The organism is Stenotrophomonas sp. 22692, from assembly GCF_052045015.1.
GTDB lineage: Bacteria > Pseudomonadota > Gammaproteobacteria > Xanthomonadales > Xanthomonadaceae > Stenotrophomonas > Stenotrophomonas geniculata.
On sequence record NZ_JBQEMR010000002.1, the window covers coordinates 326,734 to 342,210 of the forward strand.

Below are 15,477 nucleotides of genomic sequence, written 5' to 3' on the forward strand. Positions count from 1 at the left end.
ACCACCGGGCGGATTCCGCCGGGCCACGCCCGGCGAACGCAGCGGTCAGGGTGTCCTGTCGGCTCCCACATCATCGATGTCCCGATGCAGGATGCGCCGCACCTCCAGCACCGCCTGCGGGGTCTCCTGCACGCTGTGGCCGGAAATGATCACCTTCTCCGACAATGCGCCCGGCAGGTGTGCGCTCCAGTACGGCACCAGCCCGTCATCGGACTTCTCCACCGGCAGTTCCGGTTTGCGCTGGGCGATGATCGAGTGGTACTTCAGGCCCGCTTCGATCGGCAGCTGTGCGGCGGCCTTCACGAACGGATCGCTGGCCTTGAGGTTGTCGATGCTGTTCGGGATCTTCGGCTTGGCGGTGCCATCGACCTGCTGCTCGGCCTGCGCCAGTGCCATGAACACGTCCTCGAACTTGCCGAGAATGGTCAGCGGCAGGCGCACCAGGCGACCGATCAGGCGGCCGACCTTGTTGCCGGCGATGTCGGTACCCTGGTGCGGTGCGGCGATGAAGATCGCGCGTTCCACGTTCGGCTGTGCCTTGAAATGCAGCAGCGGCCCCAGCTTGTTCTGCACCCGCTTCAGCCGTTCACCCTTCAGGTCGTAGTTGGCCAGCAGGTCATTCCACAGCACGTCGCCCGAGTCGCTCACCAGCAGCCGCGCCAGTACACCGCCCATGCTGTGGCCGATGTAAACCATGTCCTTCGATGCACGCGTGCTGCCGTTGGGGTCGAAATGCTTCAGCGTGTCGTTGAACGCATTGGCGATCTCGTAGCGGTTCAGTGCGATCGGCGCATTGGTCGGGTAATAGACCTGCCACACCTGGAACTGCTGGCGCAGCTCGGGATCGCCCATGATCTCATTGGCCAGGTTCACCCAGGCTTCCGGGCTGCTGGCCAGGCCATGCAGCATGAAGATGATGCGCCGGTTCGGGTCCCAAGGCTGCATCAGGTAGATGTGCGGCTCGCCGATGCCCTCGCTCATGCCGAACAGGGTGCGCAGCGACTGCCGGGCGAAGCCACTCTGCGCCAGCCACAGGCCATAGGCCGCGGTGAAGTTGCCGGCCAGCGGTACCTGCTCACCGTGCAGGGTGATGCGCTCGGTGGCTTCCGGCGAATAGGCATCCAGCTCGACCCGGCGTGTGCGCATCACGTCTTCCAGGCTGCTGCCCTCGAAACGCAGCAGTGCGGTGACGTTGATCGAGGACATCTCACTGAATTCGGGCACCGAATCGTCATGGCGATGACGACGGCCACGGTGCGCGTCGTCGCCGTCGTCCTGCGTGGTCTCGGCCTTCGGGCCATCGGGTTCGATCACCGGCGCGACCAGCTTCGGCGGATCCATCACCATCACCAGCTCGGCGCCGAAACCATCGCGGCGATAGGTGCTGCGCAGGCCGACGAAACTGACGGTACCGGCCGGCACCAACTGCGCCGGGATGCTCTTCAGGTTCAACTGCTGGTAGTTGGAGGCCAGCGACCAGCTGCCGACCGAGACCGGCTTCGTGTAGTCCTCGCCGGCAAGTGCCGCCGCACGCGCACGCACGAACAGCACCACCGCTGCTTTCTCGGCCGCGTAGTTGTAGTAGTCACGCACCTGCGTCTGCCGGTCCTCGAAGGCACGGTCGGATGGGGACCTGCCGCTGTAGAACAGATACGCATACGCGTAACGCGCCGCTTCCAGCCAGGCATCCAATGCCGCATCGCTCATCGGCGGATCACCCGCTGCGGTCTTCTTCGGTGTCAGCGCCAGCGCGGCCTTCACCCACAATTCGGACAGCGCCGACAGCCGCTGCTCGACATTGAGGTCATCGGTCATCAGCAGCGTGCTGCGGCAGACCAGAAAGTCCTTCTCGCACTGCGACTCGTCCAGGCCCGCCGCGCTGAGCGTCTCGCGCGCGGCTGGGCTGAGCTTGCCGGTGTTGAGCACATCCGCGCGCTTGTTGACCAGCGAATCGCTGGATTTGACCTGCTTGACGGTCACCATCGCACAGCCGCTGCTGCCCAGCAGCAGGAAGGCGGCAAGCAGCGCCGGCAGCATGCGCTGCCAGCGGGTCAGAAAGAGTTGGGTCATTACTGTGGGTCCTGCTCGGTGCCGGGCACGCCCTGGCGGATCACGGTGGAGAAGTGCGGGCCATCGCCCAGGTCCAGCGCACGCTGGGTGATTCGGCCCTTGTCGTGCAGCTCGGCGTACGGCACGCCTGGAGTGAGCGCGCCGACCTCCTGCGCGTACTCGGCCAGGTAACCGGACAGCAGCAGGCGGTAATCCAGCGGCAGGCGCGGTGCGATGTGGCGGGCCAGGTCGAAGACGATGGTGGTGCAGTTGCTGGTCAACGTGTTGTAGAAGCCGGGCTTCGCATCCAGTTCGCGGGCCTGCGCGATGTACGCAGCGAACAGTTCCTTCAGCTGCGTGCGGTCCATACCATGCAGGCGGTACAGGTAGACGTCCTCGCCACGCGCGTTGGTGCGTGTGCGGATGATGTCGGTCTCCTCCGACGCCACCAGGGTCATCTCGAACTTGCGGAAGAAGCCGCCCAGCGCCGAGAACGACTCACCGCGCTCCTTGCGGATCTCCAGCGAGAACACCACGTGGCGACCGTCCTCGAAGCCGAACGAGATGAGGGTGTGGGCGATGGCCGGGCCCATCCAGTACGACAGCACCAGGTCGGCCGAGCGCAGCTGGTCCAGGTCGTACTCGCGGCGCACCCAGTGTGCGTCGTAGTCGGTTTCGGTGCGCCAACTGAAGTCACGCACATTGTCCAGCACGACGTGGCGGCCATCGAAGGACACCACGTGCAGGCGCTGCGCCACGTCATCGGCCCACAACCGGTCCTGGCGCGGGGTCAGCAGCAGCCACCACAGGCCGGCCAGCGCCAGCGATGCCCCGAACGCCAGACCCAGGCGGCGCGAGGCACGGCCCCGCGCGACCCGCCACGACGCCCACAGCGCAACCAGCAGCCACAGCCCGGCGACGCCGGTGGCCAGCCAGCCCGGCCCCGGCAACTGATAGGCCAGCAGCCCGGTCACCCACAGCGCCAGCAGCGCCATGGCACTTCCTGTCATCCAACGTCCTGCGGCGTTCACTGGCGTCCTGTCGCGGTCTTGAAGCCGCATAGTTAGCCACAAGCGGGTTCACCGTGGCATCTACGGCCCGTTCAGGCAGGCCGGTGCACCGTCGGCGGCGGCCTCTGCGGCCAGATTCACTTCACAGGAGCAACGATGGGCATCACTTCCGTGGCCGGCGTTCCGGTCCAACCCCGGCATCGCGCCACCTGCCACTGCGGCACGGTCGAACTGCTGCTGGACCTGCCTGATGGCATCGTCGACCCGCGCCGCTGTGACTGCTCGATGTGCCGCCGCCGTGGCGCCATCGCCGCCAGCGTCGCACGCGCGGGCCTGCAGGTGATGCGCGGGCAGAACCACCTGCAGCTGTACCAGTTCAACACGCATGTGGCCGAGCACTATTTCTGCGGTGTGTGCGGCATCTACACCCACCACCGGCGTCGTTCCAACCCGGACCAGTACGGCTACAACGTGGCCTGCCTGGAGGGCATCGACCCGTTCGCACTGGGCATCATTCCGGTCAACGACGGGGTCAACCACCCGGCCGACCGCGGCGATTAGCCTAGTGGCGCGTCCGCCGTGGCGGTGCGGCGACCTTCTGCCACGGCGCCATGCCACTGCGGCCGGCCCGCACCGGGCGTTTCAGCCAGGGCCGACGGGGCGTCGCCTGTGGTTCGGCAGCGACCGGGGGAGGGACAGGTCTGCGGCCGGGCCAGAGATGATCGAGCAGCCACATGGCAGGTCTCCGTGGGGGACGGGGACGACCTACGCTAGCGACACCTGGGCAAAGGACGGGTGATGGTGCTGCGGCAGCCAGATGACAGCCGCGCCCCCCCTCAGTCCTGCGGCCGTGACCGGCCGAGGCGGCGCACCAGCACGAAGAACAATGGCACCAGCACCACCGCCAGCACCGTGCCGGAGACCATGCCGCCGATCACGCTCATGCCGATCTCACGACGGCTGACCGCACCGGCACCGGTGGCCAACGCCAACGGAATCACACCGGCCACAAAGGCCAACGACGTCATCACGATCGGACGCAGGCGCAGGCGTGCGCCCTGCAGCGCGGCCTCCACCGCTGAACTGCCCGCGCGATAGCGGGCCTCGGCGAACTCCACGATCAGGATCGCATTCTTCGCCGACAGGCCGATGGTGGTCAGCAGCCCGACCTGGAAGTAGATGTCGTTGACGAAGCCCGCCGCGGTGGTCGCCAGCACGGTACCGATCACGCCCAAGGGAATCACCAGTACCACGGCCACCGGCACCGTCCAGCTTTCATAGAGCGCAGCCAGGCACAGGAAGATGAAGGCAATCGAGGCCAGGTAAAGCCACAGCGTCTGGTTGCTGGCCAACCGCTCCTGGTAGGACAGGCCACTCCACTGCAGGTCGAATCCCGCCTGGTCCGCAATCAGCGCCTGCATGCGCTGCATCGCCTCGCCCGAACTGCGTCCTTCGGCGGCACCGCCCTGGATCTGCATCGCCGGCAGACCGTTGAAGCGCTGCTGCAGCTGGGGCCCGCGCGCCCAGTGGCTGCTGGCGAAGCTGGCGAACGACGCCATCTGGCCGTTGCCACCGCGCACATACCACTGGCCGATGTCGTCGGGCACGCTGCGGTAGGGCTGGTCACCCTGCATGTACACACGCTTGACCCGACCGCGATCGAGGAAATCGTTGATGTAGCTGCCGCCCCAGGCCGCCGACAGGGTGGAATTGATGTCAGCCTGGGACAACCCCAGCGCGCTGGCCTGCGCATGGTCGATGTCCAGCCGCAGCTCGGCCTTGTCGCCGAGGCCGTTCAGGCGCACCGAGGTGAGCCCATCGTCTTCGCCGGCCGCACGCACCACCTGTTCCTGCGCTGCCTGCAGGGCCACGCGCCCGGCGGCGCTGGTGTCCTGCATCCACAGTTCGAAGCCACTGGACTGGCCCAGTCCACGCACCGCCGGCGGTGCAAGCACATTGACCCTGGCATCGGGCAACCCGCGGAAGTAGGCATTGGCACGCGTGATGATCGCCGCAGCGGTGTTGTCGCCGGTACGCTCATCCCAGGGTTTCAGTGCGAGGAAGCCCTGTCCGGCGTTCTGGCCGGTGCCGGCATTGTTGCGGCCAACCACCACGAACACCACGTCCAGGTTCTGCTTCTCGTGCTCCATGAAGTAGCGGCTGATCTGCTCGCCCAGCGCTTCGGTACGCGCCATCGGCGTGCCCTCCGGCGTGGAGAACTGGAAGGTCACCTGGCCCTGGTCTTCCACCGGCAGGAAGCCGGTGGGCATGCGCGCGTACAGCGCAATCATGGCGACCACCACCAGCAGGTAGAACGCCATCCAGCGCCGCGGCCGGGCGACCACGCCACCGAGCTTTCCCTGATAGGCCAACTGGCTGCGCTCGACACCCCGGTTGAAGGCCCTGAAGAAGCGGCCCTGCGGTTTCTGCGCCGAAGATGGCTTGAGCAGGGTCGCGCACAGCGCCGGGGTCAGCGTCAGCGCGACAAGCGCCGACAGCGCCATCGCAGATGCAATGGTGATCGAGAACTGGCGGTAGATGATGCCGGTGGAACCACCGAACAGGGCCATCGGCAGGAACACCGCGCCCAGCACCACGGTGATGCCGATCAGCGCGCCGGTGATCTCGCCCATCGATTTTTCGGTGGCCTCGCGTGGCGGCAGGTGCTCGTCGTGGATGATGCGCTCCACGTTCTCCACCACCACGATCGCGTCGTCGACCAGCAGGCCGATCGCCAGAACCATCGCAAACAAGGTGAGCGTGTTGATCGTGAATCCGGCGACCGCCAGCACGCCGAACGTGCCCAGCAGCACCACCGGCACCGTGATCGCGGGGATCAACGTAGCGCGCAGGTTCTGCAGGAACAGGAACATCACCACGACCACCAGCACGATGGCCTCGATGAGGGTATGGATGACACCCTCGATCGAGACCCGCACGAACGGTGTGCTGTCGCGCGGATAGGCGACCTGCAGCCCGGGCGGGAACGTTGGTCGCAGGCGTTCGATCTCCTCACGGACCGCATCCGCGGTGGCCAGCGCGTTGGCCCCGGAGGCCAGCGTGACCGAGAAACCCGCCGCCGGATAGCCATTGAGATAGCTGCTGGTCTGGTAGTTCTCGGCACCGATCTCCACCCGTGCCACGTCGCCCAGGTGCACTGCAGCGCCGCTGGGAAGCGTGCGCAGGATGATCGCGCGGAACTGTTCGGGCGTCTGCAGCCGCGACTGGGCAGTGACGGTGGCATTCAGGCTCTGCGTTGCGCTGGATGGCAATGCGCCCAGTTCGCCGGCCGTGACCTGGGTGTTCTGGGCCTGGATGGCCGTGCGCACGTCGGCCGGCATCAGGTCGTAGGCGCGCAGCTTGTGCGGGTCCAGCCACACGCGCATCGCATACGCCGAGCCGAACACATTGATCTCGCCGACACCCGGAATGCGGCTGATCGGATCCTGCACGTTGCTGACCAGGAAGTCGGAAACATCCACCCGTTCCATGCGCCGGCTGGTGTCATACAGCGAGACCACCATCAGCGAGTCGCCCTGCGACTTGGCGACCGTCACGCCCTGCTGCTGCACTTCCTGCGGCAGCCGGTTGATGGCCTGGTTGACGCTGTTCTGCACCTGGACCTGGGCAATGTCCGGGTTGGCGCTCTGGTCGAATGTGACCGTGATGCGCGCCTGCCCCGATGACGAACTGGTCGACGAGAAATACAACAGGTGATCGATGCCTTTGATCTGCTGTTCGATCACCTGGGTGACGCTGTCTTCCACCGTCTGCGCCGAGGCGCCGGTGTAGTTCGCGGTGATGTTGACCTGTGGCGGTGCGATGTCCGGGTACTGTTCGACCGGCAGCTGGCTGACGGCGATCGCGCCAAACGCCATGATGCAGATCGCCAGCACCCAGGCGAACACCGGGCGATGGATGAAGAAGCGCGGCAGCATCTGCTCAGTCCTTCCCGGCCGGTGCCGGCGCAGACTTCACCCGTACCGCCATGCCATCGGCCAGGCCCTGCGTGCCGGCCACCACCACCTGTTCACCGGCGGCCAGGCCATCGAGCACCAGCCACTGATCGCCCACCGCACGCGCGGTGCGGAACAGGCGCAGCTTCGCCTTGCCGCCCTCATCCACCACCCACACCTGCGCCTCGCCCTTCGGGCTGCGGTCGACCGCAGCCTGTGGCACCAGCAGCGCCTGCTGGCGGGTGCCCTGCCCCACCAGCGCGCGCACGTACATGCCTGGCAGCAGCTGCCCGGCGGGATTGGGAAAACGTGCACGCAGGGTGATGCTGCCGGTTTCCTGCTGCACGTCGATATCGGCAAATTCCAGAGTGCCGGGCAACGGATACGCGCTGCCATCGGACAGCCTCAGCCGCACCGCAGCGGTGGTGGCCTGCACGCCACCGTCGGCGATGGCGCGGCGCAAGGCCAGGTACTCGTTGCTGGACTGGGTGATGTCCACGTTCATCGGGTCGACCTGCTGGATCCGCGCCAGTGGGTTGGCCTGGCCCGAGGTGACCAGCGCACCCGGTGTGAACAGCGCGCGGCCGATGCGACCGGCGATCGGCGCGGTCACCGTGGCGAAACCAAGCCGCGTGCGCGCGGTATCCAGGCTCGCCTGTGCCGCCTGTACCGCGGCTGCGGCCTGCTGCCCGCTGGCGATGGCGTCATCCACGTCCTGGCGCGCGGCCAGCTGCTCGCCGCCCAGCGCCTGCATCCGTTGCGCGCGCAGGCGTGCGGTCACTGCCGCCGCTTCGGCGGTTTTCAGGTTGGCCTGAGCCTGATTCAACGCCGCCTGGTACAGGGCCGGTTCGATCTGGAACAAAGGCTGCCCGGCACGCACGGTTTCGCCCTCTTCGAACAGGCGTTTCACCAGCACGCCATCCACCTGCGGGCGCACATCCGACTCCTGCGATGCGATGGTCCGCCCCGGCAGCTCCTGTTCCATCGCCAGCGGCCTTTCCTGCAGGGTCAGCACCTCCACCTCGTGAAGCCTGCCGGCCGGCGTGGGCGCATCCTTGCCGCAGGCCGACAGCAGGCCGAGCAGAACGAGCGCAAGCAGCAGAGGCCGCCGGAGCCGCAGTGGCCGGGCATGGCATGGCAAGGGCATGTGCAGGAGGTTCATCGGGTGCCGGGGTTCCGCGCGCCGGGGGGAGACGCTCGGCGCCGAATATAGAAGACCTGTGCGCGGAATCCGGCGAATCGCGCATGAAACATTTTTCATTTGCAGTCACCGCGAGCGGTTGCGAGGATGGCAGCCATCCAACCTGCACAATGGCCCATGCCGCGCGTACTCACCATCGAGGACGACCTTGTCACTGCGGAGGAAATCGCAACCGAGCTGCGCAGCCATGGCTTCGAGGTCGACGTTGCCGTTGACGGCACTGCCGGCCTGGCATTGGCGCGGGCGGGCGACTACGCGGTGATCACCCTGGACCGCATGCTGCCCGGCATCGATGGCCTGGCGCTGGTCACTGCGCTGCGGCGCGAAGGAATCGTCACCCCCGTACTGATGATCAGCGCGCTGTCGGACGTGGACGAGCGCGTGCGTGGCCTGCGTGCAGGCGGCGACGATTACCTGACCAAGCCGTTCGCCTCCGATGAGATGGCGGCCCGCGTGGAGGTATTGATCCGTCGGCAGAGCCAGGCCGGCCCTGCCGACAGTGTCCTGCATGCCGGCGACCTCGAACTGGATCTGATGACCCGTTCGGCCCGGCGTGGCGGGCAGGAGATCAGCCTGCTGCCGACCGAGTTCAAGCTGCTCGAATTCCTGGTCCGCAATGCCGGCCAGGTGGTCACCCGCAGCATGCTGTTCCAGGAAGTCTGGGGCTATCACTTCGACCCCGGCACCAACCTGATCGATGTCCACATCGGCCGCGTGCGCAAGCGCATCGAGCAGCCGGGCCGCCCTCAACCCATCACCACCGTACGTGGAACCGGCTATGTCTTCGATGCGCAATCCTGACCAGTGGCGCTCGTCCAGCAGCCGCCTGCTCGGGTTGTACTGCATCCTGTTCGTGGCCTGGTCGAGCCTGCTGCTGGGGGTGATGTACTGGCGCATCTCGGACTATCTCAATGACCTGACCGAATCCGGGCTGCAGCAGCGTGCCCATCTGTTCATGGCATTCGACGGCCAGGCACTGGACGATGCGTTGCGCGACAGCCAGCGCTTCGACCTGCACCAGGTCTACACCTACGGATTGTTCAGCGGCGACGGCGCGCCATTGGCTGGACCGCTGACCGCCATCCCAGCGGGACTGCCGCTGGATGGCAGCTCGCATCCGGTGGAAGGCTGGACATTGGTCGATGGAAAGCACGAGAGCGGCGGCAGCGCGCTTGGCGTAGCGACCCGGGACGGGCGGACGCTGGTGTTCGTGCGCCAGAACGGCAAGCTCATGGCGGTCAACAGCATCATTCTCGATGCACTGCTGTGGGGCGTGTCGCTGACCGTCATCCCTGGCCTGGTCGGATGGCATCTGCTGCGCCGGCGCCCGTTGAAGCGGATCCAGCAGATCGAAGCGGCCACCAGCCGCATCGTCGCCGGCGACCTCGGCCAGCGCCTGCCGGTATCCAACCGTCGCGACGAGATCGATCGGCTGTCGAGCATCGTCAATGCCATGCTCGAACGCATCGAGCAGCTGATGACCGAGGTCAAAGGCGTGTGCGACAGCATCGCCCATGATCTGCGCACCCCGCTCACCCGCCTGCGGGCGCATCTGTACCGCATGCGCGTCGGTCTGGACGAACAGGATCCGCATGCCGACCCGCTGGACAAGGCATTGGCTGAAACGGACATGCTGATGGCGCGTTTCACCGCGCTGCTGCGCGTATCCGAACTGGAAAGCCACCAGCGGCGTTCGGCCTTCGACGAGGTCGACCTTGCCGAGCTGCTGCAGGAACTGCACCAGTTCTACCTGCCACTGGCCGAAGAGAAGCAGCAGTTGCTGGAGCTGCAGGTGGATCCACAGGCCGGCCTGCTGCGCGGCGACCGTGAGCTGTTGTTCGAAGCGGTGGCGAACCTGCTGTCCAACGCCCTGCAGTTCACCCCTGCGCACGGCCGCATCCTGCTGCGTGCGGTCGATGATCACGGCGCGCCGAGGATCGATGTGATCGACAATGGACCCGGCATCCCGCCGCAGGATCGCACGCTGATCTACCAGCGCTTCTTCCGCGGCAGCAGCAGTGCCGGCCAGGGACCTGGATTCGGCTTGGGCCTGTCGATAGTGGCCGCCATTGCCGGCCTGCACGGCTTCCGGCTGCGTGTGGGCAGCGCCCCGGGCGGCGGCGCCTGGCTGAGCATCCGCGGCGCCTCGGATGGCCTGCCCTGACGCCTGTCCCGAGCGATTCAATCGCATTTGGGAATCATTTGTATTTGCAGTCGAGCATCCGGATAATCCGCCGTCACCGCCTTCCCGGATTCCTGACGATGCCCGCCCTGTCGCCGCGCCGCCCGCTGCTGTACACGCTTGCCCTGCCCACCCTGCTGGCCTCGGCCATCGCCCAGGCCCAGGACGGCCCGGCGGCACGCACCCTGGACAAGGTGACCGTGGTGGCCGAGCGGGCCAGCACCGCGACCAAGACCGACACCGCCCTGACCGAGACGCCGCAGGCGATCAGCGTGGTCACCCAGCAGCTGTTCACCGATCGCGGCGCGCACAACCTGCAGGAAGTGCTGCGCTACAGCGCCGGCGTCACCGCCGATGCCTGGGGCCTGGATACCCGCAACGACGCGACCTCGGTGCGCGGGCTGGACCCCGTGCAGCACCAGGATGGCCTGCGCCGCAGCTACGGTTTCAGCCCCCTCGCCCGCCCGGAAATCTATGGCCTGGAGCGGGTGGAAGTGCTGCGCGGCCCATCCTCGGTACTGTACGGTGCCGGCGCCACCGGTGGCATCATCAATGCGATGAGCAAGCGCCCGACCTTCGGCGCCCTCACGGGCGAGGTCGGCGTGCAGTTCGGCAGCTTCGACCGCAGGCAGCTTCAGGGTGACATTGGCGGCGCCTTGAACGATGCCGGTACGGTTGCCGGTCGCTTTGTCGGGCTGGTGCGTGAATCGAACATGCAGACCGATGTACTCAACGATGACCGCATCTACCTGGCGCCCTCGATCAGCTGGCGCGGCGAACGCAGCACGCTGACCCTGCTGGCCAGCTACCAGCACGACAGGACCGGCTCCAGCCAGCAGTTCCTGCCGCTGGCCGCGACCCTGCTGGCGCCGCCAGACCGTCGCCTGGACACCTCCAGCTTCATCGGCCACCCCGGCTTTGATCGCATCGATTCGCGCGTCTACAGCCTGACCGCGCTGTTCGACCACAGCTTCAATGACGTGCTCAGCCTGCGCTCGGCGGTGCGCTACATCGATGGCAGGACCACCCTGCAGCAGATGTACGTGGACAGCTACAGCAATCCGGCAGATCCCTTCATCGATGCCGACCGCCGCGTGGTCAACCGCACCGCCTACGGCACCCGCCCCGACGTGCAGATCTTCAGCGCCGACAATGCGCTGCAGTTCGACTTCGCCACCGGTGCCTTCCAGCACCTGCTGCTGGCCGGGGTGGACTACAGCCAGTACAGGGAGCAGCTGCAGCGGCTGGATGCCACCGGCACGCCGATCGACATCTACACCCCGGTATCGGTCGCACCGATCGTGCGTGGCTGGGATCGTCAGCCGGACCAGACCTCCACCCAGCTGGGTGTCTATGTGCAGGACCAGATCCGCTGGGCCGACCGCGTCTCGCTGGTGCTGGGCGCGCGCCGCGACCATGCGCGCTCGAAGACCGAAGGCCAACCCAGCCAGACCGACAACGCCACCACCTACCGCGCCGGCCTGATCGGCGACCTCGGCGCCGGAGTATCGCCCTACCTGAGCTACAGCGAATCGTTCCTGCCGGTGACTGGCCAGGACCTGTTCGGCCAGGCCTTCAAGCCGATGCGTGGCCGCCAGAGCGAGGCCGGCATCAAGTGGCAGCCGGCACGCAACCTGCTGCTGACGATGGCGGCGTACCGCATCACCGAAACCAACCGCCAGACCAACGACCCGGACAACGTGCTGAACGTGGTGCAGACCGGGCAGATCCGCTCCAAGGGCCTCGAGCTGGAAGGCCAGTTCCAGTTCGCCAACAACCTGACGATCACCGCCGCGGTGGCCCGCAACGAGGCCGAAGTCAGCCGCAGCAACTTCGCGCTGGAAGTGGGCCAGCGCCTCAACGACACCCCGCAGGACCTGGCCTCGGCCTGGGTCTCGAAGGGCTTCCAGCTGGACGATGCCGCACGCCTGCGCCTGGGGCTGGGCGTGCGCCATGTCGGCAATACGGCGTCGCTGGGCAATGGCGGGCGCATCATCACGCCCAGCTACACGCTGGCCGATGCATTGGTGGAAGTGCAGGTGGCCGACTGGACGATGGCATTGAACATCACCAACCTCACCGACAAGCGCTACTACGCCCCGTGCCGCACGTTTGGCGACTGCTTCGCCGGCTACCCGCGCGTGGTCACCGGCACCATCAGCTATCGGTTCTGACCGAGGATCACGCTGACCGCCGATTCAGCAGGTGTACCGGCGGCTCAGCCGCGGGCAGCCAGCTTCGCCACGTCCAGGAAATTGCCAAGCACCGGTGACGGTGGTTCCGGGCGCATGCAGAACTGCAGGGCGAAACGGGCGGCTTCGCCCTCCAGCACGCGATAGACGATCTCCTGCGGGCGGAAGCTGGCCATGCTGGCCGGCACGATCGCCACGCCAGCGTCCACCGCCACCAGTGACAACACCGCGTGCATGCCCTGCGCTTCCTGCACCACGCGCGGAGTGAAGCCCGCTGCGGTGCACAGGCCCAGCACCTGCGCGTGGAAGCCGATGCCCTCGCCCGCTGGCCATGAAACGAACGGCTCGTCAGACAGCATCGCCACACTGACCTCCGGCGCATCGGCCAATGCATGTGCACGTGGCAGCGCAATCGCCAAACGGTCGTGGTCGAAGTCGTGCAGCACCAGCTCGGCGGCGGGAATCGGTGGAATCAACACGCCGACGTCGATGCGCTGCTCACGCAACCACAGCTGCTGCTGGTGCGAGGTGGCTTCCTGCAGATGCAACTGCACCTGCGGGTACTGCTGGCGGAAGCGGCGGATCAAACCTGGCAGGTGGCCATACAGCGCACTGCCGACATAGCCTACGCGCAGGCAGCCAGACTGTCCGCTCGCCGCCTCGCGCGTGCGCTGCAACGCCTGCTCAGCCTGCCGCAGCGTTGCACGTGCCTCCACCAGCAGCGTCTGCCCGGCCACGGTCAGACCCAGGGTGCGGTTGCCGCGCACGATCAATTCACTTCCGAGTTCGTCTTCCAGCCGACGTATTGCCGCCGTCAGCGGTGGCTGCGACATGTGCAGGCGGGCCGCAGCGTGGTGGAAATGCAGTTCTTCGGCCACGGCCACGAACTGGCGAAGCAGGCGCAGATCGATCATCTGGGAGCAGGCAGTGAAAACCTGCCTAGGGTACGCCCTCAGCCGCGCGCGTCCACGCTGGCGCGGGCAATGGCCGGCCACTGCAGCGCCACCGACTCGATGCTGTCGGCACTGACCGCACGCAGATCGCGCGGATACGCCACGTGCTCGGCCTCCTGCAGGCGCAGTGCATGGAACTGCCCGTTGCTGGCGCGCAGCGCCCATCCGCCCTCGTGGCAGCGCGTGGATGCCAGATAGGCCACGCCCTGGGCGACCGCGTCCGGATGCAGTTCATCGGGCTCGCCGGCGATGCCCCACATGCGCGTCTTCGCCACCGGCGAAACCGCATTGACCACGATGCCGTGCTCGGCACCTTCCAGCGCAAGCACATTGACCAGGCCAAGCGCGGCCAGCTTGCCCATCGCATAGGCGGACAGTCCGCGCTGTGCGTACTGCGGATACAGCGCGCGATCGGAGGTGGTGATGACAATGCGGCCACCGCCCGCCGCGCGCATCGCGGGCCATGCCGCCTGCGCCAACCACAGCGGCGTCTTCGCGGCCAGGCACAGCATCTGTTCCAGCGCCTCGTCCTCGATCGCTTCCAGCGTCTGGTACCCGACCCAGCCCGCGTTGTGGATCAGGAAGTCGATGCGGCCGTGCGCCTGCAGCAATTCCTGCACCAGTGCATGGCAACCCGAGCGATGGTCGATGGGACCGCTTGCGGCCTGCACCGGCAGACCCTGCCCCTGCAGCACTTCCACGCTGCGAAGGATGCGCTGCGGATCGGCGCCGCGGCCATCGGTACCGGCACCGACGTCATGCATCACCAGCTGCGCACCGCGCTCGGCCAGCAGGCGGCTGTAGGCCAGGCCCAACCCACCCGCGGCACCGGTCACCAGGCCCACCTGACCCTCGAAGGAAATACGCGACATCGGCTTCATACGCACAGCTTCAGCCAAGCGCACTGCCCCGGCCAATACCGTTGACCACCGCCCACGATACGCCCTCGCTATCACCGGAAAAGGGGACGGAGGGGATTAAGTCGTTTCAGGCACAGCAGGGCCAGTTACGACTTAATCCCCTCCGTCCCCTTTTTCGCTCAGCGGCTGAAGCGGCGCGCGCCGGCGACGCAGATCACCGCGACCACGGTCACCAGCACCATGCTGAGGCTGACCGCTTCATGCAGCAACAGCGCAGCCAGCGCCAGGCCGAAGAACGGTTGCAGCAGCTGTAGCTGGCCGACCGCGGCGATTCCACCCTGGGCCAGCCCGCGATACCAGAACAGGAACCCGAGCAGCATGCTGAACACCGCCACGTAGCCCAGCGCCCACCACGCGGATGCCCCCACTTCGACGAACGAGGGCGGGCGCATCAGCACCGTCAACGGCAGCATCACCGGTAGTGCCAGCAGCAGCGCCCAGCTGATCACCTGCCAGCCGCCGAGATGACGGGCAAGCCGACCGCCTTCCGCGTAGCCCAGTCCACACACCACGATCGCCGCCAGCATCAGCAGGTCGGCCTGCAACGAGGCCTCAATGCCGTTGCGCGCGGCATAGCCGACCACGCAGGCGCTGCCCAGCAGCGAGAACAGCCAGAACGCTGGGCGCGGCCGATCGCCACCCCGCAGTACGCCGAACACCGCAGTGCTCAACGGCAACAGGCCGAGGAACACGATGGTGTGCGCTGATGAGGCGTGGCGCAGGGCAAGCGCGGTCAGCAGCGGGAAGCCGACCACCACGCCGAGGCTGACCACCACCAGCCCCGGCAGGTCACTGCGCCGTGGCCAGGGCTGGCGCAGCATCAGCAGCAGGCCCAGGCCGAGTACCGCAGCGATGGTGGCCCTCGCAGCAGTGACGAATCCGGCATCCAGCTGCAGTACCGCCAGGCGGGTGGCCGGCAATGAGCCGGCAAAGATCACCACGCCAATGAAGCCATTGATCCAACCACTCGCCGACCGTTCCACGTCTGTACTCCCGGGGGTGCCGGGCGGTGCC

11 protein-coding genes are annotated in these 15,477 nt (G+C 66.9%); 4 read left to right on the forward strand and 7 right to left on the reverse strand.

What is annotated here, in order from left to right:
• Nucleotides 1–45 precede the first annotated feature (45 nt).
• Both ACTJJM_RS03840 and ACTJJM_RS03845 read right to left on the reverse strand, forming a co-directional pair.
• On the reverse strand, nt 46–2,070 hold the full coding sequence (locus ACTJJM_RS03840) for an esterase/lipase family protein (RefSeq protein WP_010483707.1): 2,025 nt from the start codon (nt 2,068–2,070) through the stop codon (nt 46–48).
• A complete protein-coding gene (locus ACTJJM_RS03845; RefSeq protein WP_125437402.1) occupies nt 2,070–3,044 on the reverse strand; it encodes an Lnb N-terminal periplasmic domain-containing protein in 975 nt (324 codons plus the stop codon). Before ACTJJM_RS03845 ends, ACTJJM_RS03840 begins: the two co-directional genes overlap by 1 nt.
• Before the next feature lie 171 nt (nt 3,045–3,215).
• On the opposite strand from ACTJJM_RS03845, the gene ACTJJM_RS03850 reads away from it, so the two are divergent.
• Nucleotides 3,216–3,620, forward strand: coding sequence for a GFA family protein (locus ACTJJM_RS03850; protein ID WP_049410238.1), 405 nt, complete (start codon nt 3,216–3,218; stop codon nt 3,618–3,620).
• 275 nt (nt 3,621–3,895) lie between these two features.
• Here the strand turns inward: ACTJJM_RS03850 and ACTJJM_RS03855 are convergent, their stop codons facing one another.
• Together ACTJJM_RS03855 and ACTJJM_RS03860 are read right to left on the reverse strand one after the other, a co-directional pair.
• Nucleotides 3,896–6,997, reverse strand: a complete 3,102-nt coding sequence (locus ACTJJM_RS03855; protein WP_241873741.1) for an efflux RND transporter permease subunit — start codon at nt 6,995–6,997, stop codon at nt 3,896–3,898.
• Between the two features lie 4 nt (nt 6,998–7,001).
• Nucleotides 7,002–8,177, reverse strand: coding sequence for an efflux RND transporter periplasmic adaptor subunit (locus ACTJJM_RS03860; protein WP_171953959.1), 1,176 nt, complete (start codon nt 8,175–8,177; stop codon nt 7,002–7,004).
• A gap of 156 nt (nt 8,178–8,333) precedes the next feature.
• Between ACTJJM_RS03860 and ACTJJM_RS03865 the strand changes: the two genes are divergently transcribed.
• From ACTJJM_RS03865 to ACTJJM_RS03875, 3 genes are all read left to right on the forward strand, one after another.
• Nucleotides 8,334–9,017, forward strand: a complete 684-nt coding sequence (locus tag ACTJJM_RS03865; protein WP_010483717.1) for a response regulator transcription factor — start codon at nt 8,334–8,336, stop codon at nt 9,015–9,017.
• Nucleotides 9,004–10,380 carry a sensor histidine kinase gene (locus tag ACTJJM_RS03870; RefSeq protein WP_100447890.1) on the forward strand — a complete coding sequence of 459 codons (1,377 nt, stop codon included), beginning with the start codon at nt 9,004–9,006 and terminating at the stop codon, nt 10,378–10,380. Before ACTJJM_RS03865 ends, ACTJJM_RS03870 begins: the two co-directional genes overlap by 14 nt.
• 98 nt (nt 10,381–10,478) lie before the next feature.
• Nucleotides 10,479–12,572 (forward strand): TonB-dependent siderophore receptor, encoded by a 2,094-nt coding sequence (locus tag ACTJJM_RS03875; protein ID WP_241873740.1) that lies wholly within the window; start codon nt 10,479–10,481, stop codon nt 12,570–12,572.
• 44 nt (nt 12,573–12,616) lie between these two features.
• Here the strand turns inward: ACTJJM_RS03875 and ACTJJM_RS03880 are convergent, their stop codons facing one another.
• The 3 genes from ACTJJM_RS03880 to ACTJJM_RS03890 all read right to left on the reverse strand — a co-directional run bounded on the left by ACTJJM_RS03880 (nt 12,617) and on the right by ACTJJM_RS03890 (nt 15,446).
• Complete coding sequence (locus ACTJJM_RS03880; protein ID WP_241873738.1) at nt 12,617–13,504, reverse strand: LysR family transcriptional regulator; 888 nt, start codon at nt 13,502–13,504, stop codon at nt 12,617–12,619.
• A gap of 38 nt (nt 13,505–13,542) precedes the next feature.
• A complete protein-coding gene (locus tag ACTJJM_RS03885) occupies nt 13,543–14,415 on the reverse strand; it encodes an SDR family oxidoreductase (protein ID WP_241873737.1) in 873 nt (290 codons plus the stop codon).
• Between the two features lie 167 nt (nt 14,416–14,582).
• The gene (locus tag ACTJJM_RS03890; protein ID WP_241873736.1) at nt 14,583–15,446 is read right to left on the reverse strand and encodes a DMT family transporter; all 864 of its coding nucleotides are present in this window, start codon (nt 15,444–15,446) and stop codon (nt 14,583–14,585) included.
• Nucleotides 15,447–15,477 lie beyond the last annotated feature (31 nt).

Bases quoted from the DNA above. Each gene is read 5' to 3' on its own strand.
- ACTJJM_RS03840 (WP_010483707.1), bottom strand. From the start codon at position 2,070: ATGACCCAACTCTTTCTGACCCGCTGGCAGCGCATGCTGCCGGCGCTG.
- ACTJJM_RS03845 (WP_125437402.1), bottom strand. From the start codon at position 3,044: ATGGCGCTGCTGGCGCTGTGGGTGACCGGGCTGCTGGCCTATCAGTTG.
- ACTJJM_RS03850 (WP_049410238.1), top strand. From the start codon at position 3,216: ATGGGCATCACTTCCGTGGCCGGCGTTCCGGTCCAACCCCGGCATCGC.
- ACTJJM_RS03855 (WP_241873741.1), bottom strand. From the start codon at position 6,997: ATGCTGCCGCGCTTCTTCATCCATCGCCCGGTGTTCGCCTGGGTGCTG.
- ACTJJM_RS03860 (WP_171953959.1), bottom strand. From the start codon at position 8,177: ATGAACCTCCTGCACATGCCCTTGCCATGCCATGCCCGGCCACTGCGG.
- ACTJJM_RS03865 (WP_010483717.1), top strand. From the start codon at position 8,334: ATGCCGCGCGTACTCACCATCGAGGACGACCTTGTCACTGCGGAGGAA.
- ACTJJM_RS03870 (WP_100447890.1), top strand. From the start codon at position 9,004: ATGCGCAATCCTGACCAGTGGCGCTCGTCCAGCAGCCGCCTGCTCGGG.
- ACTJJM_RS03875 (WP_241873740.1), top strand. From the start codon at position 10,479: ATGCCCGCCCTGTCGCCGCGCCGCCCGCTGCTGTACACGCTTGCCCTG.
- ACTJJM_RS03880 (WP_241873738.1), bottom strand. From the start codon at position 13,504: ATGATCGATCTGCGCCTGCTTCGCCAGTTCGTGGCCGTGGCCGAAGAA.
- ACTJJM_RS03885 (WP_241873737.1), bottom strand. From the start codon at position 14,415: ATGTCGCGTATTTCCTTCGAGGGTCAGGTGGGCCTGGTGACCGGTGCC.